This is a genomic window from Pseudomonadota bacterium (assembly GCA_039818985.1).
GTDB lineage: Bacteria > Pseudomonadota > Alphaproteobacteria > Sphingomonadales > Sphingomonadaceae > Alterisphingorhabdus.
In genome coordinates this window covers 671,681-691,737 of record JBCBSU010000001.1, presented here as the reverse complement: position 1 = coordinate 691,737, position 20,057 = coordinate 671,681, and the positions used below count along the sequence as shown (strand labels likewise).

At 59.8% G+C, this 20,057-nt stretch carries 23 protein-coding genes and 1 tRNA gene; 10 read left to right on the top strand and 14 right to left on the bottom strand.

All coding sequences use genetic code 11. The features are described 5' to 3' along the window. Window positions 1-13: 13 nt before the first annotated feature. Entirely contained in the window at window positions 14-151 is a 138-nt protein-coding gene (locus AAFX04_03190) for a hypothetical protein (GenBank protein ID MEO1044427.1), read from the bottom strand. A 166-nt stretch (window positions 152-317) separates the two neighbouring features. Here AAFX04_03190 and AAFX04_03185 point away from each other — a divergent pair, with 166 nt between their 5' ends. After that, window positions 318-764 carry a PaaI family thioesterase gene (locus AAFX04_03185; GenBank protein MEO1044426.1) on the top strand — a complete coding sequence of 149 codons (447 nt, stop codon included), beginning with the start codon at window positions 318-320 and terminating at the stop codon, window positions 762-764. Beyond that, window positions 761-1,201, top strand: coding sequence for a PaaI family thioesterase (locus tag AAFX04_03180; protein MEO1044425.1), 441 nt, complete (start codon window positions 761-763; stop codon window positions 1,199-1,201). The genes AAFX04_03185 and AAFX04_03180 overlap by 4 nt, the downstream gene beginning before the upstream one ends. Here the strand turns inward: AAFX04_03180 and AAFX04_03175 are convergent. The 4 genes from AAFX04_03175 to argH are packed head-to-tail and all read right to left on the bottom strand — an operon-like array spanning window position 1,198 to window position 4,975. Next, window positions 1,198-1,989 (bottom strand): siroheme synthase, encoded by a 792-nt coding sequence (locus tag AAFX04_03175; GenBank protein ID MEO1044424.1) that lies wholly within the window; start codon window positions 1,987-1,989, stop codon window positions 1,198-1,200. The two genes, AAFX04_03180 and AAFX04_03175, sit on opposite strands and share 4 nt — an antisense overlap. 13 nt (window positions 1,990-2,002) lie before the next feature. Further along, window positions 2,003-3,268 carry a diaminopimelate decarboxylase gene (gene lysA / locus AAFX04_03170; protein ID MEO1044423.1) on the bottom strand — a complete coding sequence of 422 codons (1,266 nt, stop codon included), beginning with the start codon at window positions 3,266-3,268 and terminating at the stop codon, window positions 2,003-2,005. A 6-nt stretch (window positions 3,269-3,274) separates the two neighbouring features. After that, window positions 3,275-3,562: a hypothetical protein gene (locus AAFX04_03165; GenBank protein MEO1044422.1), complete on the bottom strand. Its 288-nt coding sequence runs from the start codon at window positions 3,560-3,562 to the stop codon at window positions 3,275-3,277. A 39-nt stretch (window positions 3,563-3,601) separates the two neighbouring features. Then, on the bottom strand, window positions 3,602-4,975 hold the full coding sequence (gene argH / locus AAFX04_03160) for an argininosuccinate lyase (GenBank protein MEO1044421.1): 1,374 nt from the start codon (window positions 4,973-4,975) through the stop codon (window positions 3,602-3,604). A 19-nt stretch (window positions 4,976-4,994) separates the two neighbouring features. On the opposite strand from argH, the gene AAFX04_03155 reads away from it, so the two are divergent. Beyond that, window positions 4,995-5,648, top strand: coding sequence for a TlpA disulfide reductase family protein (locus AAFX04_03155; protein ID MEO1044420.1), 654 nt, complete (start codon window positions 4,995-4,997; stop codon window positions 5,646-5,648). A 65-nt stretch (window positions 5,649-5,713) separates the two neighbouring features. Here the strand turns inward: AAFX04_03155 and AAFX04_03150 are convergent. From AAFX04_03150 to queF, 3 genes are all read right to left on the bottom strand, one after another. Continuing rightward, window positions 5,714-5,789 (bottom strand) — tRNA-Val (locus AAFX04_03150). 117 nt (window positions 5,790-5,906) lie between these two features. Continuing rightward, window positions 5,907-6,908: a hypothetical protein gene (locus AAFX04_03145; GenBank protein MEO1044419.1), complete on the bottom strand. Its 1,002-nt coding sequence runs from the start codon at window positions 6,906-6,908 to the stop codon at window positions 5,907-5,909. Between the two features lie 95 nt (window positions 6,909-7,003). After that, window positions 7,004-7,477 (bottom strand): preQ(1) synthase, encoded by a 474-nt coding sequence (queF, locus tag AAFX04_03140; GenBank protein ID MEO1044418.1) that lies wholly within the window; start codon window positions 7,475-7,477, stop codon window positions 7,004-7,006. 247 nt (window positions 7,478-7,724) lie between these two features. Here queF and adh point away from each other — a divergent pair, with 247 nt between their 5' ends. Next, complete coding sequence (gene adh, locus AAFX04_03135; protein ID MEO1044417.1) at window positions 7,725-9,242, top strand: aldehyde dehydrogenase; 1,518 nt, start codon at window positions 7,725-7,727, stop codon at window positions 9,240-9,242. A 106-nt stretch (window positions 9,243-9,348) separates the two neighbouring features. Here adh and AAFX04_03130 read toward each other — a convergent pair whose 3' ends face one another. Together AAFX04_03130 and AAFX04_03125 are read right to left on the bottom strand one after the other, a co-directional pair. Continuing rightward, a complete protein-coding gene (locus AAFX04_03130; GenBank protein MEO1044416.1) occupies window positions 9,349-10,182 on the bottom strand; it encodes a DMT family transporter in 834 nt (277 codons plus the stop codon). Window positions 10,183-10,343: 161 nt separating this feature from the next. Further along, the gene (locus AAFX04_03125) at window positions 10,344-11,276 is read right to left on the bottom strand and encodes an oxidoreductase (GenBank protein ID MEO1044415.1); all 933 of its coding nucleotides are present in this window, start codon (window positions 11,274-11,276) and stop codon (window positions 10,344-10,346) included. Window positions 11,277-11,348: 72 nt separating this feature from the next. Here AAFX04_03125 and AAFX04_03120 point away from each other — a divergent pair, with 72 nt between their 5' ends. The 5 genes from AAFX04_03120 to AAFX04_03100 all read left to right on the top strand — a co-directional run bounded on the left by AAFX04_03120 (window position 11,349) and on the right by AAFX04_03100 (window position 17,088). Next, window positions 11,349-11,888 (top strand): helix-turn-helix domain-containing protein, encoded by a 540-nt coding sequence (locus AAFX04_03120; GenBank protein MEO1044414.1) that lies wholly within the window; start codon window positions 11,349-11,351, stop codon window positions 11,886-11,888. A 96-nt stretch (window positions 11,889-11,984) separates the two neighbouring features. Beyond that, entirely contained in the window at window positions 11,985-13,532 is a 1,548-nt protein-coding gene (locus AAFX04_03115) for a cryptochrome/photolyase family protein (GenBank protein ID MEO1044413.1), read from the top strand. 134 nt (window positions 13,533-13,666) lie between these two features. After that, window positions 13,667-14,503, top strand: coding sequence for a 3-mercaptopyruvate sulfurtransferase (gene sseA / locus AAFX04_03110; protein ID MEO1044412.1), 837 nt, complete (start codon window positions 13,667-13,669; stop codon window positions 14,501-14,503). A gap of 36 nt (window positions 14,504-14,539) precedes the next feature. Continuing rightward, the gene (gene metC, locus AAFX04_03105; protein ID MEO1044411.1) at window positions 14,540-15,763 is read left to right on the top strand and encodes a cystathionine beta-lyase; all 1,224 of its coding nucleotides are present in this window, start codon (window positions 14,540-14,542) and stop codon (window positions 15,761-15,763) included. Beyond that, window positions 15,760-17,088: a mechanosensitive ion channel domain-containing protein gene (locus tag AAFX04_03100; GenBank protein ID MEO1044410.1), complete on the top strand. Its 1,329-nt coding sequence runs from the start codon at window positions 15,760-15,762 to the stop codon at window positions 17,086-17,088. Before metC ends, AAFX04_03100 begins: the two co-directional genes overlap by 4 nt. A 15-nt stretch (window positions 17,089-17,103) precedes the next feature. Here the strand turns inward: AAFX04_03100 and AAFX04_03095 are convergent, their stop codons facing one another. From AAFX04_03095 to AAFX04_03080, 4 genes are all read right to left on the bottom strand, one after another. After that, a complete protein-coding gene (locus AAFX04_03095; GenBank protein MEO1044409.1) occupies window positions 17,104-17,895 on the bottom strand; it encodes a hypothetical protein in 792 nt (263 codons plus the stop codon). 177 nt (window positions 17,896-18,072) lie between these two features. Then, complete coding sequence (locus AAFX04_03090; GenBank protein MEO1044408.1) at window positions 18,073-18,522, bottom strand: DUF1330 domain-containing protein; 450 nt, start codon at window positions 18,520-18,522, stop codon at window positions 18,073-18,075. Beyond that, window positions 18,519-19,079, bottom strand: coding sequence for a GNAT family N-acetyltransferase (locus AAFX04_03085; GenBank protein MEO1044407.1), 561 nt, complete (start codon window positions 19,077-19,079; stop codon window positions 18,519-18,521). The genes AAFX04_03090 and AAFX04_03085 overlap by 4 nt, the downstream gene beginning before the upstream one ends. An 87-nt stretch (window positions 19,080-19,166) precedes the next feature. Then, the gene (locus AAFX04_03080; GenBank protein ID MEO1044406.1) at window positions 19,167-19,592 is read right to left on the bottom strand and encodes a glycine zipper 2TM domain-containing protein; all 426 of its coding nucleotides are present in this window, start codon (window positions 19,590-19,592) and stop codon (window positions 19,167-19,169) included. Window positions 19,593-19,791: 199 nt separating this feature from the next. On the opposite strand from AAFX04_03080, the gene AAFX04_03075 reads away from it, so the two are divergent. Next, a complete protein-coding gene (locus AAFX04_03075; protein ID MEO1044405.1) occupies window positions 19,792-20,013 on the top strand; it encodes a hypothetical protein in 222 nt (73 codons plus the stop codon). Window positions 20,014-20,057: the final 44 nt, after the last annotated feature.

Genomic DNA, 20,057 nt, shown 5'->3' with positions numbered 1-20,057 from the left:
CGACCAGTCCGGCTCAATTATGCTCGAACACATAGATTGCGATGATGATCCAGATATCGTCACCTGCAAGCATGTTCGCGCCCTCGCTTGCCATCGTGCCATAATTTCCGACAAGCTCGGGAAATTCGGGAATATCCTGCAATGTCATCATGCTGCTCCTTTGCCTTTCGCTCTTTCAATGGTCCGTTTGTGATAAACCGCTTGGATTTGACCCGGATCAGGATATGAGAGCGAGGCAATGGCGCCGAATGAACTTTGCGTCATGAATGTGAACGGCTGGCGGCTTGAAAGCCTGCGCCACGGGGAGGAAGGCAGTGATGGCGGACGCGAAGAATGGCGAGTTCGACCCCAGATTGTTTACCGAAACCATCTCCAGCCATGGCCATGGCGGTCATATCGGCCTAGAATATCATGACCATGGCACGGGTTGGGTTGAGCTGAAGCTTCCCTGGCGCGAGGAGCTGGTCGGCGATGTCGAGACCGGCATCCTCGCCTCCGGCCCGATTATCAGCATGATGGACAATGCCACCAGCCTGTCGGTGTGGACCAAATTGGGTACGTTTCGGCCGCAAGTCACGCTCGATCTGCGCGTCGACTATATGCGCGCAGCAAAACCCCGCGCCACCGTTTATGGCCGCGGCGAATGCTATCAGGTCAAGCGTTCGATCGCATTTGTCCGCGGTATCGCCCATGATGGCGACCCGGACGACCCGGTAGCGCATGTCGTCGGCACCTTCATCAATCTGGATGTCTCCGCATCATGACCCAGCATGACATGACCGAACACGACCCCGACATCGACAGCATCATCGCGATGCTGCCGCCCTTTGCGCAGCATATGGGTATGACTGTTTCCGGGCTGGAGGACGGTCTGCCGGTGATCAGTTATGATTTCGGCCCCGGTGTCACCGGACGCCCCGGTTTTCTGCATGGCGGAGCGCTTTCGGGTCTGCTCGAAATCGCCGCCTATTCGGCCCTGCGCACGCGCATTGCCCAGGACGGTGCCAAAGCACGGCTCAAGCCGGTCAATATCACTGTCGATTTCATGCGCGGTGGCCGCCAGCATCGCACCTTTGCGCTCGGCAAGATCACCCGACTGGGCCAGCGGGTTGCCAATGTCGAAAGCATTGCCTGGCAGCTCGACCGCCGCAAGATCATCGCCGCAGCACGGTTGAACTTCCTGCTGAAGCGCGAGGGTTAGGCCGGCGCGTAAAGGCTGATAATCAGCGCATCCTGATCCTGCTCGGCCCGCACTGTCTGCGCCGCTTGTATGTCCGCCGCCAGCACCATCGCATCGGCGCGTATTCTTGCCTGAATCTCGGCCATGACATCGCCATGCAGCAGCACCAGATCCGCACCGGCCAGCAGTCGCGCCTGGCGCAATGTCAGATCATCAGGGTCGTGGCTGGTCAAAAGAATATCATATTCGCCGCCGCTGCTTCCCGGTCCGTCCTGCCGCATCCAGCCGACAATATCGTCCGGGCCGGCATCGCCAAGCGGATCAAGCGTCCCGCCTTCGCTCAATGCTGCGTCGATCACTCGTCGTCGTGCCAGACCATCGGGCCAGCGCAGCTTCATCGCGCTGCGCGCTTCGGCCAGAGCTGCCGCCAGGCGGCCCAGACCTTGTGGCAACATCGCCTCGAACCGCTGGCGCAGCGCCTTGGCCAATCCGGCGGACGCGCCGCCAGTGCCGATGGCGATAGTCACGGGGTTGCGATCGACAATGGCCGGGGTGGTATAGTCGCACAGATGCGGGCGGTCGACGGCATTGACCAGCAGCCCGCGCGCCTTCAGCCGCACCACCGCCGCTTCCGCCTCGGCATCGTCCTCCAGCGCGACTACGGCAATTTTGGCACTGGCGGTCTCGTCATCGGTAAACACCGCTCCGGCGCGGGCATAGAGTCGCCGTTTGGCTTGCGCTGCCTCGCCGGTGCCGAGCAGGATCACCGTCTGTCCCTCAAGCTCGAGAAAGATCGGAAAGCTGCGCATCACACCGGCCGGATCAACCCCGGCGTAGCCATTCGGGCACACGTTCGGCAGCCATGATTGTTGCCGGGTCAATGCGGTCGGCGACCAGCGCATGGTTGCTGCCATCGACCAGCACCTCCGGCACCAGCGCACGGCTATTATAGGTACTGGCCAGCGTCGCGCCATAAGCACCTGCGGTGCGGAAAACTGCCAGGTCGCCAGCCTGCACGACATCTATCTCGCGGTCGCGGGCAAAGGTGTCGCCAGTCTCGCATACCGGTCCGACAATATGCGCCATCATGGTTTCGCCCGTCGGCTGCACCGCAACGAAATCATGCCAGGCGTCATAAAGGGCGGGCCGCGCCAGATCGTTCATTGCGCCATCGACGATAACGAACGGATGGCCCAGCGCCTGCTTCACCCGGATCACCCGGGTCAGCATCACCCCGGCATTGCCGGCAATGACCCGACCCGGCTCAAACATCAGCGTCACATCCCAGTCGCGCGTGACCCGCGCTACCATCACGCCGTAATCGGCAGGCGATGGCGGTATTTCGCCCGGAGCATAGGGCACGCCAAGCCCTCCGCCGAGGTCGATATGACTGACGGTCAGGCTCTGATCGCGCAGCGCGCCTATCATCTCGCCCAGCTTGCCGAACGCCTGTTCCAGCGGATCGAGAGACAGCAGCTGGCTGCCAATATGCACCGCGACCCCACGTACATTGAGCGAAGCTTCCCGTGACAGACGGGCATAGAGCGCCACCGCCTGGTCGATCGGCACGCCGAACTTGTTTTCTGCCTTGCCAGTGGAGATTTTGGCGTGGGTGGCGGCGTCGACATCGGGATTGACGCGCAGCGCCACTGCCGGCCGCAATCCCGTTTCGGCGGCGATGGCGGCAAGCTCAAAGCCCTCTTCCGCTGATTCGATATTGAACTGGCCAATGCCCTTGGCCAGTGCGTGGCGAATTTCATCACCGGTCTTGCCCACACCTGAAAACACGATATCACCGGCCGGTACCCCGGCTTCGAGCGCACGGTTGAGCTCTCCGGCGGAAACGACATCGGCACCATAGCCTTCATCGGCGAGGATATTGAGCACCGCCAGATTGGGATTGGCCTTGACCGCAAAGGCACAATGCACCCGCCCCGCTGGCGCCAGTGCCTCACGGAAGACCCGGGCATGGCGGCGCAACGTCGCGGCGGAATAAATATAGACCGGCGTGCCGTAAATCTCGGCAAGCGTGGTCAGCGGGATATCCTCGGCGTACAGCACGCCGTTGTTGAGCTGAAAATGGTCCATAAGCGCCTATTTCGGGGGCAGATCGAAGGGATCGTCCTCACGCACCTCCGAACGGCGCCTGAGTTCGACGGAGCGTCCGGGCCGCGCCTGCGTCGAGGGTGTCAGCAGGTCGTTGGCGGTGGGCGTTTCTTCCGCACCATAGGGTTTGGGCGGCAGCATCGAGTCGGGCGCCGGTGTCAGCTCATTCTTTGCAGCCGGGCGCAATTCACGCTTGGTGCCACAGGCGATCAGCAGAGCCGGAAGTGTCAGCACGGCGATGGCCTTGAGGGCGGCATGGGAGCGATGATGTGTCATGATGCGATCCAAGTTGCGGGCCATGTTGCAGGCGGCGAGTCAGCCTGATTGCAGCCGCGTCCGGGCAGCTGCAATCTGTTCCCTTACGCGATCCGGCGCGGTTGCGCCATAGCAGTTACGGCTGGCCACCGAGGCATCGAGCGACAGCACCGAGAATAACCGCGCATCGATACGGGCATCAATGGCCTGCAGCGCCTCAAGTGACAGCGCGTCGAGCGCCACGCCTTCGGCCTCAGCCAGCCGCACTGCCTCTCCGGTGATATGGTGTGCCTCGCGAAACGGGATATCGGCCTCGCGCACCAGCCAGTCGGCAAGGTCGGTGGCCGTGGCATAGCCGCGCTCCGCCGCTGCGCGCATCGCCTCGGGCCGGAAGCTCATGTCGCGCATCATGCCGGTCATCGCCGCGAGCGACAGCGCCAGCAGCCCCTCGGCCTCGAACACCGGCGGCTTGTCATTCTGCATGTCCTTGGAATAAGCGAGTGGCAGGCCCTTCATGGTCATCATCACCGCATGCAGGCAGCCAGTGATTCGCGCCGAATGCGCCCGCACCAGCTCGGCGGCATCGGGATTGCGCTTTTGCGGCATGATCGACGAACCGGTGGAAAAGCTGTCGGGCAGGGTGACAAAACCGAAGGGCTGGCTGGCCCAGAGGATGATTTCCTCCGCCAGCCGGGACAGGTGCAGCGCGCACTGGCTTGCCGCCATCAGATAATCCAGCGCGAAATCACGATCGGATACGCTGTCGAGCGAATTGCGCGTCGGTTTATCAAAGCCCAGCGCCGCAGCGGTCTGCTCGCGGTCGATCGGGAAACCGGTGCCGGCCAGCGCCGCCGCGCCAAGCGGGCACTGGTTGAGTCGGATACGGGCCGCGGCGAACCGCGAACGGTCGCGGTCGATCATCTCATAATAGGCCATGAGATGATGGCCGAGCGTTACCGGCTGAGCCGATTGCAAATGGGTGAAACCGGGCATGATCGCCGCAGCATGCTCCTCGGCACGATCGACAAGTACGGACTGGAACACCGCCAGCGCGGCATCGGCCTGATCAATGGTATCACGTACCCATAATCTGAAATCGGTCGCGACCTGATCATTGCGCGAGCGCGCTGTGTGCAACCGGCCGGCAGCATCACCGACAATCTGCTTCAGCCGCGCCTCGACATGCATGTGAATATCTTCCAGTGCCCAGTCCTCGGTGACACCATGAGCGGCAAACTCCTCGGCGATCTGGTGCAGGCCGGCGGTAATGGCCTCGGCATCGGCGCTGCTGATAATATCCTGTTTGGCGAGCATCGCGACATGCGCCAGCGATCCCGCGATATCCTGACGCCACAATGCCTTGTCGAACGGGATCGATGCATTTATCTCCTGCATGATGGCGGACGGCCCTTCGGCGAACCGCCCGCCCCACATGGTGTTGGAGCCCTGATTCATGTTCACGTCCCGTTTCCCGTCATTGTCGCGCATATTCTCTGCTGCCCTGTTGCCGACGCTGCTGCTGTTGCTCGGCGCCTGCGATACGCAATCGCCCGGCGGGGAGCAAGAGACCGCCGATGCAGTGGCTGGCGAAACTGTCCCGCCGCCGCCCGAACTCGGCCCCAGCGGCAAGCTCGATATCTCGAAGCGCGGCACACCGGCACCGGAAGGCAGCTTTACCGCGCCCGATGGCAGCGCGGTGTCACTCGCCGATTTTCGCGGCAAGCCACTGCTGGTCAATCTATGGGCAACTTGGTGCGGCCCCTGCGTGTTCGAAATGCCAACCCTTGACAAGCTGGCTGTCCGCGAAGAGGAACGGCTGCAGGTGTTGGTGGTGTCACAGGACAATAAGGGCGCCGAGGTGGTCGGGCCGTTTTTTGCCGAAAGGGATTTTCAGAAGCTGCAGCCCTATCTCGACACCGAAAACACATTGGGCTTTGCCATCGGCACCGGGGTGATGCCGACCACCGTGCTCTATGATTCGCAGGGGCGCGAAGTGTGGCGCATGCTCGGCGGCATGAACTGGTTCGGCAGCCGCGCGGCGACGATGCTCGAGGATACACTAGCAGGAACAGAGGCTGGGGCCGGAGCTGACGCAAAAACGGGCTGAAGAGCCGCTTCCGGAGATAGCGCAGCGGCGATTACGCTGGCAAAGGTGCATATATCGGGGAAAGATGGTGGGCGATGACAGGCTCGAACTGCCGACCCTCTCGGTGTAAACGAGATGCTCTACCAACTGAGCTAATCGCCCATCTTGCCAGCAAATGCCGGAACGAAGCCGCGTATTTAGGCGTTTTGACGCGCCGGTCAAGTGTCAACCAATAACCGAAACAGATTAATATCCGATGATGCGCATCGGTGAGGTGATTCAGATGCCGGGCAGTGCCCCCGGTTTCTTGCCATTGCCATTGCCGGGAGTGCGCGAGAAATAGCCCTGCATCGCCCCTAGTGCATCAGCGGACAATACCACATGCACCCGGCGGCGGTCGTCGGGATCAGGCCGACGTTCGAGCAGGCCCGAACGGGTCATCAGCTTGACCCAGCGCAGCGCGGTTGTCGGCGGCACCGCAGCGGCAATGCACAGGCTCGACACCGATACTGCCAGCTTCTCCAGATATGCGGCGTAGAGATCAAGCAAGATATCCCATGCCGGATCGGCGAACAGGTCGCCGGGGAAAAACGCATCACGCATACGCCTCTGGGCAATGATCTGGCGGATATCAGCGGCACGCAAGCCGCGCCCCGGTCCACTCGGCAGGCCATGGGCATAATCGCTGTCGGGGGCAGCGAAGGACTGGTCGGGGCTGGCCAGGCGCGGTGGCGATGCCCTGCCCGAAGCAAGCCCGTCCACGGCATCGCGCATCTGGCTGATCTGCTCGGCAAAACTGGCAATCTGTTCACCCAGCCGGCGCAGCTGCTCAGCAGTTTCGTCGCCTTCCTCGCGCAGGCCGGTGCGTCGCGCCAGCGTCGTCAGCGCCATGATGCGCTCGGCCGAGTCGGGTCCGACCAGCACATCGGCCTCGAGCGATTCGGCAAACAGGAACAGGTCATCGAGCGTTTCCAGGCTGCACTGTACGATCAGCGAGGGTCGTGCGGTGATCGGCTGTTCCGCAAGGGCCGAAAGTATCTTCACGCCATCGACCAGCCGCTGGTCGCATTGCAGGAATATCAGATCATAATCGCCCGACAACATGCTGGAGGCAGAGGCGTCAAGCGCGGCGCGCGCCGGTTCGGTGCCGAACACCGTATCGATATCCGAAGCTACGGCATCGCCCATAAGCGAATCATCGCTGAGCAGCAGCGTCGACAGTGCACGTGAGGCCGGAAATCTCTGCCATCCGTCGCGCGGGGAAGCGATAAGGGAAACCATATCCAACTCCTGGTGTTCTTGCCTTGTTCCGATTCTTTATCATTGGAACAAAACAAGATCAAGGATATGTTGGATTTACGGAACTGGTGGTCCTGTCAGCCACGCCCCCGATAGCCGGGTACCTCCTGTGGCGGCAGCCAGACATTGGCGGGTGGCGAGCCCGACTGCCAGAACACATCGATGGGGATCCCGCCGCGCGGATACCAGTATCCACCGATGCGCAACCATATGGGCTGCATCTCGCGGCTCAACCGTTCGCCAATGCCCACGGTGCAATCCTCATGAAACCCCTGATGGTTGCGAAAGCTGCCGAGAAACAGCTTGAGCGATTTGGACTCGACGATGGTGGCATCGGGCACATAGTCGATCACCAGATGCGCGAAATCGGGCTGGGCCGTCACCGGGCAAAGCGAGGTGAATTCCGGCGCAGTGAACCGCACCATATAGGGATTGTCGCGGCGCGGATTGGGCACATAGTCAAGCACTGCCTCATCGGGTGATGCGGGAAGCGGCGTTTCCTTGCCCAAAAACTGGGGGCTGTTCGATTGCGGGTTCGGGCTGTCGGTCATGCTGGCAGCCTTTAGCGTGACGCAAACGATCTGTCATCATCCGCAAGCAAGAGACGAGATCGCAAGCGCAGGACCGGTGATGACGGCCCATTCTCTCGTCTAAGACTAATTGAGGGGCTGCCCCCATCGCCTGTGGCGCTCAGAATATCCCGGCCGCAGCAACTGACACAATTTTGATCGCGATCAAGGTTACGACGGACAATGGCATGTAGATTGCCGATGCAATCAAGGAGAGGAGAGAGATGTTATGAACGAGATGAGCCAGATAAAGGCGGAATACACATCGCCTTTCAAGCCCCGTTACGACAATTTTATCGGCGGCGCATTTGTTGCTCCGGTCAACGGCAAGTATTTCGACAACATCACCCCGATCAGCGGCGAAAAGGTCTGCGAAGTCGCACGTTCGGATGCTGATGACGTTGCACTGGCGCTGGACGCCGCCCATGCCGCCAAGGATGGATGGGGCAGTACCAGTGCTGCAGAACGCTCCAATATCCTGCTCAAGATTGCCGACCGGATCGAGGCAAATCTTGAACTGATCGCCACCGCCGAGACATGGGACAATGGCAAACCGATCCGCGAGACCATGGCCGCCGATATTCCGCTGGCGGTCGACCATTTCCGCTATTTTGCCGGCGTATTGCGGGCGCAGGAAGGCAATATGTCGGAAATCGACGCCGACACCGTGGCCTATCACTTCCATGAACCACTCGGCGTGGTCGGCCAGATTATCCCGTGGAATTTCTCGGTGCTGATGGCGGCATGGAAACTGGCCCCGGCGCTGGCGGCCGGCAATTGCGTGGTGCTGAAGCCCGCCGAGCAGACACCGGCGGCGATCATGGTGCTCGTCGAGACCATCGCCGATCTGCTGCCCGATGGTGTGCTCAATATCGTCAACGGCTATGGCGGTGAGGTCGGCGCGGCGCTGGCCCGTTCCAACCGCATCGCCAAAATCGCTTTTACCGGCTCGACCGAAACCGGACGCAAGATCATGCGGGCGGCGACCGAGAACCTTATCCCGGTCACGCTGGAATTGGGTGGCAAGTCACCCAATATCTTCTTCAGCGATGTCATGGCCCAGGATGACGCTTTTCTTGACAAGGCAGTCGAAGGCTTTGTGCTGTTTGCCTTCAATCAGGGTGAGGTTTGCACCTGTCCCAGCCGGGCGCTGATCCAGGAAGATATTTACGAGGAGTTCATCGCCCGCGCGATCAAGCGAGTCGAGGCAATCAAACGCGGCGACCCGCGCGACATGGAGACCATGGTCGGCGCCCAGGCCAGCCGGGAGCAGCAGGACAAGATCCTCTCCTATTTCACCATCGGTGTCGAGGAAGGGGCCGAAGTGCTGACAGGCGGCAAGCTGGAAACCGTCGCAGGGCTGGAAAACGGGTTTTATATCCAGCCGACGATCCTCAAAGGCCATAACAAGATGCGGGTCTTCCAGGAGGAAATCTTTGGACCGGTCGTCTCGGTGACCACCTTCAAGGACGAAGAAGAGGCACTGAGCATCGCCAATGACACCATGTATGGCCTCGGCGCCGGCGTGTGGTCACGCGATGCCAATCGCTGCTACCGCTTTGGCCGCGCGATCGAGGCGGGCCGGGTCTGGGTAAACAATTACCACGCCTATCCAGCGCACGCAGCCTTTGGCGGTTATAAACAATCGGGTATCGGGCGCGAAACACACAAGATGATGCTCGACCATTATCAACAGACCAAGAATATCCTGATGAGCTATAATCCGAACAAGCTCGGCTTTTTCTGATTGGCCTGACGGCGGTTCACTACGACATGGCTTGAGCGCCATGTCGGTGCTGTCATGATGTGAAAGGGCGGTCGGTAAAGATTTCTGATCTTACCAACCGCCCGCTTCATGTCCATGACAGGTACACAACCCCGGCGGTCACAAGCACGGCGCCTGCAATTTTGCGGAAGGTTATCGCTTCACGCAGCGCCACCACACCCAGCAAGGCGGCAAATAATATGCTTGTCTCGCGCAGCGCCGATACGCCGCCCAAGGGGCTTTCGCTCATTGCCCATATTGCGATGCAATAGGCCAGAGTCGACAATATCCCGGCAACGACGATCATGACGCCTTCCCTGCCCCGGGGCATTACCGGCCTTCTCCGCCTGATGGCGATGAATGTCAGAGGAATCAGAAAGCCGGCGACAACAGCTTGCCAGGCGGCATATCCGGCAGCGCTGCCTGCGAGACGGACGCCCAGTCCATCGACAACCATATAGCTGGCGATGAATGCACCAGCAGCCAGCGCCGAAAGCAGTGACTGTGTGTCCGCGCGGTGGTTGCCAATCGCCAGGGCAAATATGCCGAGCGACACCAGAGCAATACCGGCCAGCCCATAGGTTCCCGGCAATTCACCGGCAAACAGCGCTGCTCCGACAGTGACAAGAAGCGGCGCGCTTCCCCTGGCAATCGGATAGACCTGCGCCAGATCACCATGATCATAAGCCCGCACCAGAAACAGGCAGTAGCCAATCTGGAGGCCAGAGGAGAAAGCAATATAGGGCAGGCTGGCCGCCGCTGGCGGCTGGAGACCAATGGCGAAGGGCAAAGCCGCAATCGCGCCGAACAGGGAAATCACCGCTATCGACCAGAGGCGGTCTTGACCGCTTTTGACCAGTGCATTCCATGCCGCGTGGATGACGGCCGATGCAAGAAGCAGCATGATAATCAACGGCGACATGACTGTCCGTCATTCCTCGTCAACAAGGCCGCTGCGATCACGCAAGAATAGTGTTCATGCAGGTTCGGGCGAGCATCTTTGTAATTTGTGCAAACGGCTCTTGTGGCAGATTGCGCAGAAACGCAATCCGTCTGTGCCAAGATGTGCGCGATCAGCCTGCTTCAGACCACCAGCCTGTCGCCGACCAGCTCTTCACTGACCTGCCACAGGCGTTGTGCGACCGCTTCGTCAAGCGCGCGCGGTTCGACATAGCTGTCACCCACCGGGCCGCGCATGTCCATCAAGCCGGTCGGGCCATAATAGGCACCGGAAATCGCCTCATCACCCGCTGCGGAAAGAACGGTGGGATAAGCACCAAGTTTGCCCGGTTGCGCCATCAGGGCGTTGGTGAATTTATAGAGTGCGTTCAGAAACCCTGTCGGCCCGGTGCTTTGCAGCTCGGTGTCGGAATAGCCGGGATGGCACGCCACCGATTTGATGTGCGAACCTGAAGCTATAAGGCGACGGTGCAGTTCCTGGGCAAACAGCAGGTTGGCAAGCTTGCTCTGAAAATAAGAGGCGCTGGGGTCGTATGATTTATCGAGCATCAGATCATCAAAATGAATTTTGCCATATTTATGCGCAATGCTCGAGACAGTGACGATGCGTCCTTGCGCCGGGTCGACCTGACCGATCATCAACGCAGTCCAGAGGAAATGGCCGAGATGGTTGGTGCCCAACTGCATCTCGAACCCGTCCCTGGTCTGCTGCTTGGGGGTCTGCATGATACCGGCATTGTTGATCAGCGCGGACAGCGTGCCAAAGCGGGGCTTCGCCTCCTCTGCCGCCGAGCGGATCGAAGTCATGTCCGCCAGATCGATCTGCAGCATCTCAGCGCTACCAGTTCCCAGTGACTCGATCGCCGCCACGGCGGTCGCGCCCTTGGTGGCGTTGCGCGCGCCGATAACCACATCCGCATTGCGCTCGGCCAGCATCTTCGCCGCTTCAAGGCCGATACCGGAATTTCCTCCGGTGATAAGATAGCGCTTCCCTGTCAGATCAGTCAGGCGATCTGGAGTCCAGTTCCTGACACCGGTGGCGTTTACGAGAGGCATGTGCAATTCCTTGTAAGTGATATGTGTCTTTGCGTAATTGACACTTTATGCATAATATGTCAAGATTGAAATATGGATCGATCAGAAGACCTCAAAGAAATTGTCCGTGTTTTCGCGCAATATGGCTTTCGCAAAACCTCGATGCGCGATCTTGCCGATGGGCTCGGTATCTCGCGTCAGGCGCTGTACAATCGCTTCAGTTCCAAGGAGGAAGCCTTTGGCTGGGCTGCGCGCTCGCTGATCGAGCAGAGCTGTGAGGATTGCCTTGCAAAGCTTGCGGATTCGGGGGCCTTGCGCGAGCGCATCGTGAACGCGGTCCATAGCTGGATCGGCCAATATGTCGATCTGCTGAAGGCGGCGCCGCACAGCGCCGAGATCGTCGCGATGGTCAGCGATGTGTCTAGCGAAGAAGCGGATCTGGCGACAGCACGCATCCGACTGGCCATGACCGATGCGCTGAACCAGGCCCTGCCCGATATATCGCAGCAGCAGGCAGAGACGCTGGCCTTTACCATCCATATGATCGCAAAGGGGCTGCTGGGCGCTGCCGGCAGCAGCGCAGAATATCGCCAGGAACTGGAGCGGATTATCGGTGCGCTGCCGCTGGACTGAACATTCGGCAGCTTGAGCCGAAAGGCCATGCCATCGGTCAAACCGGAAATCTTGTTGATTATGCAGCCCTTTGCCGCGTGACGCGTTAGGCGCTTTATGAACAATAAAGTGCTTATTCCCGTGCTGGGTGACCAGCTCAGCCATGATCTGTCCAGCCTGGCCGGTGCCGATCCGGAACACGGCATCATCCTGATGATGGAGGTCGCCGACGAGACCAGCTATGTCAAACACCACAAGGCCAAGATCGCGTTCATCCTGTCGGCGATGCGGCATCATGCCGAGGATCTGCGCAAACGCTGCTGGACGGTCGATTATGTGACGCTCGACGATCCCGATAATCGCGGCAGTTTTTCCGGTGAGGTCGCGCGCGCCATTGAGCGCCATGGCCCTGATGCCATCCGCGCCACCGAACCGGGCGAATGGCGTGTGCGTGAAATGATGGACAATTGGCAGGACCAGTTCGGCCTGCCCGTCACCATCTGCCCCGATGACCGTTTCCTCGCCACACACCAGGAGTTCGAAGACTGGGCCGAAGGCAAGAAGCAGCTGCGCATGGAATTCTTCTACCGCGAGATGCGGCGCAAGACCGGCATATTGCTCGATGAAGATGGCCAGCCCGAAGGTGGCAAGTGGAATTATGATGCAGAGAATCGCAAGCCTGCGCCCGCCAAAAACGGGGAGCGCGACCGGATGATGCCGCAGCCGATCCGCTTCCAGCCGGATGCCATCACCAGCGAAGTGCTGGATATGGTGGCGACGCGTTTTGCCGATCATCCCGGCAGCCTCGACCATTTCCACTTTGCGGTGACACATGAAGAGGCGCTGCGGCAGAAGCGCAATTTTCTCGATCATGCCCTGCCGCAATTTGGCGACTATCAGGATGCTATGCTGACCGGCGAGCCGTTTCTGTGGCACTCGCTGTTGTCACCCTATATCAACGCCGGACTACTCGATCCGGTGCAGCTCTGCCGCGAGGTCGAAGAATGCTACCATCAGGGCAAAGTGCCGCTCAATGCCGCAGAGGGCTTTATTCGCCAGATCATCGGCTGGCGCGAATATGTCCGCGGCATTTATTGGCGCGAGGGTCCGGACTATGTGACCCGCAACCATCTGAACGCGACCCGCGATCTGCCTGCTTTCTATTATGATGGCGACACCGACATGCATTGCCTGTCGCAGGCCATCGGCCAGACTCTCGACCACGCCTATGCGCACCATATCCAACGGCTTATGGTTACCGGCAATTTCGCGATGCTTGCCGGTGTCGATCCGGAGCAGGTGCACCGCTGGTATCTCGAAGTCTATGCCGATGCCTATGAATGGGTCGAACTGCCCAACACGCTCGGCATGAGCCAATATGCCGATGGCGGGCTGCTGGCGAGCAAGCCCTATGCCGCCAGCGGCAACTATATTCAAAAAATGTCCGACTATTGCGGTCATTGCCGCTATGATGTGAAGGCCAAAACTGGTGAAACAGCATGCCCGTTCAACGCGCTTTACTGGGATTTTCTGGCGCGCAATGAAGCGATCCTAAGGGGCAATAACCGCCTCGCCATGCCTTATCGCAACTGGCTGCGGAAAGGCGATGCCGAAAAACAGGCCCTGCGCGATCAGGCACGAGGCTTTCTCGAAACCCTCAATTGAGTCATGGAAAGACGCATTTCTTCTCTCGACGCCCCGGTTTCGAGTCACTAATAAATCAGAGAACACAATTCATCCGGACCAGAAGCGCGCCGCACAACCAAGTGTATGATCAGCGTGAAATTATGGGGAATATTATGGACTTGCTCGTATCTACCGAATGGCTGGCCAATGAACTCGGTGCCACCGACCTGCGCATTGTCGATGCCACCAAATTCCTGCCGGACAGTGGCCGCAACGCAGCTGCGGAATATGAAGCAGGGCATATCCCGGGCGCCGTGTTCATGGACCTGGCCGAGCTGGTCGATAACAACTCCCCGATCGAGAACACCCTGCCGCGGCCCGAGAAATTCGCCAGCCGCATGCAGTCACTCGGACTTGGTGATGGCAGCCGGATCGTGCTCTATGATGACAGCCCGTTGAAATCCTCAGCCCGCGCCTGGTTCATGCTCACCATGTTCGGCGCGCATGAAGTCGCGATCCTCGATGGCGGCATCGCCAAATGGAAGGCCGAGGATCGCCCGCTGGAAGGCGGCAAGCAGCAACTGCGCCACCGCCATTTCACTGTGTGGAAGGACGACAAGAATCTGCGCGACAAGGCGGCAATGCTGGCCAATCTGCACAGCAAGGACGAGCAGGTCGTCGATGCCCGCCCCGCCGCCCGGTTCAGCGGTGTCGAAGAAGACCCGCGCCCCGGCATTGCCAGCGGTCATATCCCCGGCTCGGTCAACGTGCCGCATATGGCACTGTTCAACAGCGACGGCACCTGGAAAACCGGCGATGATCTGCGCGCCGCCTTTACCGATGCCGGTGTCGACCTTGAAAAACCCATCGTCACCACCTGCGGCTCAGGCATGACCGCCTCGGTACTGGCCTTTGGCGCCACGCTGCTCGGCAAGGGCGATGTCGCACTTTACGATGGTAGCTGGGCCGAATGGGGCGCCGATGCGGATACTCCCAAGGCAACCGGTTAATATAGACCGTTAGCCCTGAGCCTGACTGTTAAGAATTTGGCTGAAGACAAAACACCATCCAACCAAAGACCCGCCACCCGTGCAGTCACAGCCGGGCGGCGAAAAGGCTGGACCGGGCCGGTGGTCAACACCCCGATATGGCGTGCCAGCACCCATCTTTATGACAGTGTTGCCGATCTGCGCGACGGCCCCAAGGCCAATGAAGATGGCCGCTTTTTCTATGGCCGTCGCGGTTCGCCCACCCAATGGTCGCTGGCTGATGCGCTGACCGGCATGGAACCTGGGGCACACGGCACCATGCTCTACCCCTCAGGTGTTGCCGCCATTGCCGGATCGCTGCTCGCGGTGCTGTCACCCGGCGATGTGCTGCTGATGAGTGACAACAGCTATGACCCCAGCCGCGGCATGGCCAATAGTCTGCTCAGGCGCATGGGTGTCGAAACCCGGTTTTTTGATCCGCTTGCCGGTGCCGCCATTGCCGATCTGGTCTGTGAGCGAACCCGCGCCATCTGGATGGAAAGCCCGGGCAGCCTGACCTTCGAGGTCAGTGATATTCCGGCCATGTGCCAGACGGCAAAAGCCGCCAATCCCAAAATCGTCACCCTGCTCGACAATACCTGGGCGACGTCGCACTTTTTCACCGCGATCGAAAAGGGTGTCGACATTGTGATGAACGCCTGCACCAAATATATTGTAGGCCATTCGGATGTGATGCTGGGCGCAGCAACTGCCAATGAGAAACACTGGTGGCGGCTGCGGCGCACTGCGCAGGCACTGGGCCATGTAATCTCACCCGATGATGCCTATCTCGCCGCGCGCGGCCTGCGCACGCTTGATGTCCGGCTGGAACGGCATCAGGGCAATGCACTGGCGCTCGCCCGCTGGCTGGCGGAGCAACCCGAGATAGCGCATGTGCTTCACCCCGCCCTGCCCTCTTGCCCTGGCCACGATATCTGGGCGCGTGATTTTACCGGTAGCAGCGGCCTGTTCTCCTTTGTCCTCAAAGGCGGCAGCGCTGCGGCGCGTGACGCACTGGTCGATGCACTGACGCTGTTCGGAATCGGCTATAGCTGGGGCGGCTATGAGAGCCTGGCCATCCCTGTCGATCCGACACCGGACCGCAGCGCAACGCCATGGCCACCGGCGCACTATGATCCGGGCGACCGGCATCTGGTGCGGCTGCAGGTCGGCTTGGAAGACCCGGATGACCTGACCGCCGACCTTGCTTCCGGGCTTGAGGCGTTTAGACTGGCTCTATGATGGACCAGATTACCACCCAGTTGCGATCAGCAATGATCGATTCGCCAGGTGACATCATTTATGTTCAGGGGGTTATCGCCGCCATACTGGTCATTGCCGCACTGGTTGTTGGTTGGCTGGTAAGCCGGTCCATCGGGCCCCTGCTCGGCAAATTATGGGAGCACAGGGCCGGTTATGAAAGCGAGCTGGCACAGCGGCGCATTCGCAATATGTGTCGCCAGGCCGTTGTCTTCATCCTCGCCAGCATATTTCTGTCGGTCTATAGCTGGGAAGTCATCGCCCATGTCATTTTCGCACTGACAGTGGCAATAACGGCCGGACTGTTTTCCAACAATCTGGTTCGCGGTGTGCGCATGCCCAACTGGCTTGGTACGGTGGTCGGCATCATCATAGCGCTGGGCACCGGCTTCGCGCTGGTCGAAGAGATACAGGAAATCTACATCGCGCTGGAAAGCGTCGGCATCAACATCGGCACACGCCGGATTACCCTGTGGTGGGTGGCCACCATATTGGTCACCACCGTAATTTTGTTTGCCATTGCGCGTGTCATCATCCGCGTCGCAGGTCATGTCATCAACACGACTGATACGCTCGACAGCTCGCAAAAAGTGCTGGCGCAGAAGCTGGCCACCGTAGCGATACTCGCTGTGGCTTTCGTCCTGGGCCTCAATGTCCTGGGCATCGACCTGACAGCACTGGCAGTCTTCTCGGGTGCCTTTGGCCTCGCCATCGGCTTTGGCATGCAAAAGACCGTCGGTAACCTGATTGCCGGGATCATCCTGTTGATGGACCGTTCTATAAAACCGGGCGACATCATCGTCGTCGGTGACAGCTTTGGCTGGGTCAACAAGATCGGGGTGCGCGCCGTTTCGGTGCTCACGCGTGACGGCAAGGAGCATCTGATCCCGAACGAGAATTTGATGACTACCGAGGTTGAGAACTGGTCCTATTCCGACCCCAATGTGCGGATGAAGATCCCGGTTGGGGTCAGCTATGACAGCGATATGAAGCTGGTACAGAAACTGCTGCTCAAAGCGGTGAACGAGTCGCCCCGGGTGCTGAAAAACCCCAAGCCGGTCGCGTGGCTGCTGGAATTTGGCGACAACAGCGTCAATTTCGAGATCCGCGCCTGGATCAATGACCCGCATAAGGGCGTCGGCAATGTCCGTGGCGACATCATGATGCGGGTCTGGGACCTGCTCAAGGAAAATGAGGTCGAAATCCCCTTCCCGCAGCGCGACCTGCATCTGCGCTCGGTCGATCCGGGCGCGGCCGACACGCTAATGTCAGCGCGTGCGGCGCAACAGGACCCCGACGCGGAATAAGATCTGCCGTTTTCTTTACTGGCCCTTACTGGCCACGATATCGACTTCGGTCGCGCCACCCTTCAGCGTTCGCAAAAAGATGACATAGGCTCCGTTATCGCTGTTACGGATGCCGCCCAGCATATGATCGCCATCATCGCGAACAAGATATTGCGCCGTATAACCGCCGCGCTGTGCCTTGGTGAAATAATAGTCGACAATGTCCTTGATACCGGCCGGTGAGGTGAAGCTGACGGCGCGCAGATCGCATTGGCCGTTCTCGACACCCGCTGCCTCGCGGACATTGGCCTGGGGATAGACATTGAATTCGGGCGGCATGCGGGTGGCCCATTTGGCATCATATTTCAGCTTGGCATCGCAACCGCCCTTACCCTGCTGCATTGCCGCCTTGGCACCCAGCGTCACGCCGCTGCGGCCGCCGTCACAGCCACGGCAATCCTCATCACTGGCCTTGTCGGGCCTGGGCGCGCCAAGCATGCCCTCTTCGGCAAATTCGGCATTGGCTGCTGCCACCGCTGCGCGGCTGTCGGCAGCGGTCACCGGTACCGCGCCGCTATTGGCACCCTGAGGATCAAGCGCATTATTCTGGTTCGAGCTTTCGGCAAGATCGGGATCGACCAGCAGCTCGTCTTCCAGCGCGCCTGCTACCGCCGGGTCACGTGCCGCATCGGTTTCCTCTTCGGCCTCATTGCCGACACCACAGGCCGAAAGCAGCAGCGCCATGGCACCGGCCATCAGCAGCGAGCGCAGCGGCAATGCCGGCCCTGTAGCAAATGCTACATTCCTGTCGATCATGATAGCTGTCATCGTCTCGCTCCCGGTCCGCGCTCACGGGCTACCCGATTCATCCCTCCAGGGAACAGCCCGGCGCAAAGATTAATTTTGCGTTATCCATGGCACTCAAAGTGTTAAATTACTGTTAGGCAAAATGGTTAATCTGGCGAGTAAAATCACGCAAATGTCCCATATCGGGAGGAGCAGGGTTCAGGCAAAGGCGCCGTCGGCGCTGAGTCCGTCAGGCATCTCGCCGCAGCGGATCAGCCGTGATGTTGCCACCGCCGCCTGGCGGTTGACCACTGCATTGCGGTAATCGGGATCGGTAACCATTTCGAGAAACGCCGCCGCGGCCGGATAGCGGGCGATAAACACCGCATCCCAGCGCTCTTCGTTCGGCCCGATCAGCATCGTCTCGAACGCACCGCGCCAGATGATACTGCCACCGACACGCTGGAATATCGGCGCGCTTTCCTTGCCATAATGCGCATAGGCCTCGGCCCCGCTCAGCCCCTCAGCAACGCGCGGATGATCATCGGGATAGGCAGCATGCTCACGGAAACGCAGCATGTTGATCATGTTGATCGGGGTATCGCGCGGCAGGTCCTTGAAGGCGGTGAACAGCTCGCGGCCGGGGTCGACATAATGCTCATCGGTCATTGTCCTGCTCCTGCAAAGTTCTGGCGATTGGCGCGCCATTCATCGCGTGTCTGTTCATAGCTGTCGACACGGAAATCCTGCAATGGCGGCGGCAACCGGGTCGGCCCCTTATTGGTCGAGCCCAGCCGCTCAGCCAGCTTGATCGAGGCAATGTTCTCCGGATCAATAGTGTGGATAACCTTGTCCCATTTCAGCAGATCGAAGACGAAGTCCATACAGGCCACAGCCGCTTCGCGGGCATAGCCCTTGCCGACATGCTCCAGGGCAATGCCCCAGCCAATCTCCTTGTCCGGCCAGCCTTCCGGCTCCCATGGACCGATCCGGCCGATCCACTGGCCATCGTCGCGCAACAGCACCGAGAACATCGAAAATCCGCGCAGATGCCAGGCACCCGCCATACCCGCCCAAGCGCGCCATGCCGCGCCGCGTTCCAATACCCCGCCAATGAAGCGCGTGGTTTCCTCATCGCTGGAGAATTCAGCAAAGGCTTCGAAATCTTCGGGCGCAGGCGGTCTCAGGATCAGCCGCTCGGTCACGAGTATCGGACCGTTGATCATCATCATTCCCCTTCGCGATCACAGCATTTCGGGCGGCCCGATCACTATCGCACCGCCCGATGCAGAGAGGAATGACAGAAAAGCCGATCAGCGGCAACGATATCCGTCGCGATCAATTTCACGGCCCAGAAACGCGCCGCCAACCGCGCCCAGCAGAGTGGTCAGCGTCTTGTCGCCGCGCCGGCCCAGCTCATTGCCGATCAGCCCGCCCACCACGCCGCCGATCAGCAGGCCGGTGGTGCCGTCATCGCGGCGGCAGCGAAAGCGGCCATCGCGCCCGCGCCAGATGCGGGTGTTGCGACGAATGCGCTGGTCGCGTCGGAAACGGCGGCCCTCGCGAAAACGGCGCCGGTCGCGACGATCCCAGCGGTCATCGTCATCATACCAGTCATCGTCGTCAAATGCCTGCTGCGCCATCAGTGGCAAAGGTCCGAAGGTGGCGACGCTCACAGTTTCGGCCGTCAGGCTGTGCGATGCAGGCGCAATCGTCATATCAGCGGCCTGCGCGCTCATGGGGACTACAAAAAGGGCTATCGGTGCCATCAGCCTGGGGATCACAGTCTTCATATTGCATACTCCATCGATCAGCCCTGTTCTCAATCGCCCCACATGTTCATGTTTAGCAGTATTATTATGAACAATCAGCAACTATGGCGTCAGTTTTCCGTCAAGTTGCACTTGCATCTCAGTGTAACACTGATATAATACAGCAATGCTCAATCTACTCTCCATACTCATCGGGCTTGTTGCCCTCGTTCTCGCCATTCCGGCGTTCCTGCCCTTTCTGGGCGCACTTAACTGGATGATCGTACCGATCGCGCTTTTCGGTACGCTGATCGGGGCGCTGTCATCGCAAAATGGCGGGCGCAATTTCTGCCTGATCGTCACCGCGATCTGTATTGTCCGGCTGTGGCTGGGGGCGGGAATTTTCTGATCATCTGACTTTGGGCTGCAAGAGATTATCTTGCGTGCAATATC

Excerpts from the sequence above, each read along its gene's own strand:
- AAFX04_03190 (MEO1044427.1), bottom strand. The coding sequence starts at position 151 with ATGATGACATTGCAGGATATTCCCGAATTTCCCGAGCTTGTCGGAAAT.
- AAFX04_03185 (MEO1044426.1), top strand. The coding sequence starts at position 318 with ATGGCGGACGCGAAGAATGGCGAGTTCGACCCCAGATTGTTTACCGAA.
- AAFX04_03180 (MEO1044425.1), top strand. The coding sequence starts at position 761 with ATGACCCAGCATGACATGACCGAACACGACCCCGACATCGACAGCATC.
- AAFX04_03175 (MEO1044424.1), bottom strand. The coding sequence starts at position 1,989 with ATGCGCAGCTTTCCGATCTTTCTCGAGCTTGAGGGACAGACGGTGATC.
- lysA (MEO1044423.1), bottom strand. The coding sequence starts at position 3,268 with ATGGACCATTTTCAGCTCAACAACGGCGTGCTGTACGCCGAGGATATC.
- AAFX04_03165 (MEO1044422.1), bottom strand. The coding sequence starts at position 3,562 with ATGACACATCATCGCTCCCATGCCGCCCTCAAGGCCATCGCCGTGCTG.
- argH (MEO1044421.1), bottom strand. The coding sequence starts at position 4,975 with ATGTGGGGCGGGCGGTTCGCCGAAGGGCCGTCCGCCATCATGCAGGAG.
- AAFX04_03155 (MEO1044420.1), top strand. The coding sequence starts at position 4,995 with ATGTTCACGTCCCGTTTCCCGTCATTGTCGCGCATATTCTCTGCTGCC.
- AAFX04_03145 (MEO1044419.1), bottom strand. The coding sequence starts at position 6,908 with ATGGTTTCCCTTATCGCTTCCCCGCGCGACGGATGGCAGAGATTTCCG.
- queF (MEO1044418.1), bottom strand. The coding sequence starts at position 7,477 with ATGACCGACAGCCCGAACCCGCAATCGAACAGCCCCCAGTTTTTGGGC.
- adh (MEO1044417.1), top strand. The coding sequence starts at position 7,725 with ATGAACGAGATGAGCCAGATAAAGGCGGAATACACATCGCCTTTCAAG.
- AAFX04_03130 (MEO1044416.1), bottom strand. The coding sequence starts at position 10,182 with ATGTCGCCGTTGATTATCATGCTGCTTCTTGCATCGGCCGTCATCCAC.
- AAFX04_03125 (MEO1044415.1), bottom strand. The coding sequence starts at position 11,276 with ATGCCTCTCGTAAACGCCACCGGTGTCAGGAACTGGACTCCAGATCGC.
- AAFX04_03120 (MEO1044414.1), top strand. The coding sequence starts at position 11,349 with ATGGATCGATCAGAAGACCTCAAAGAAATTGTCCGTGTTTTCGCGCAA.
- AAFX04_03115 (MEO1044413.1), top strand. The coding sequence starts at position 11,985 with ATGAACAATAAAGTGCTTATTCCCGTGCTGGGTGACCAGCTCAGCCAT.
- sseA (MEO1044412.1), top strand. The coding sequence starts at position 13,667 with ATGGACTTGCTCGTATCTACCGAATGGCTGGCCAATGAACTCGGTGCC.
- AAFX04_03100 (MEO1044410.1), top strand. The coding sequence starts at position 15,760 with ATGATGGACCAGATTACCACCCAGTTGCGATCAGCAATGATCGATTCG.
- AAFX04_03095 (MEO1044409.1), bottom strand. The coding sequence starts at position 17,895 with ATGACAGCTATCATGATCGACAGGAATGTAGCATTTGCTACAGGGCCG.
- AAFX04_03090 (MEO1044408.1), bottom strand. The coding sequence starts at position 18,522 with ATGACCGATGAGCATTATGTCGACCCCGGCCGCGAGCTGTTCACCGCC.
- AAFX04_03085 (MEO1044407.1), bottom strand. The coding sequence starts at position 19,079 with ATGATCAACGGTCCGATACTCGTGACCGAGCGGCTGATCCTGAGACCG.
- AAFX04_03080 (MEO1044406.1), bottom strand. The coding sequence starts at position 19,592 with ATGAGCGCGCAGGCCGCTGATATGACGATTGCGCCTGCATCGCACAGC.
- AAFX04_03075 (MEO1044405.1), top strand. The coding sequence starts at position 19,792 with ATGCTCAATCTACTCTCCATACTCATCGGGCTTGTTGCCCTCGTTCTC.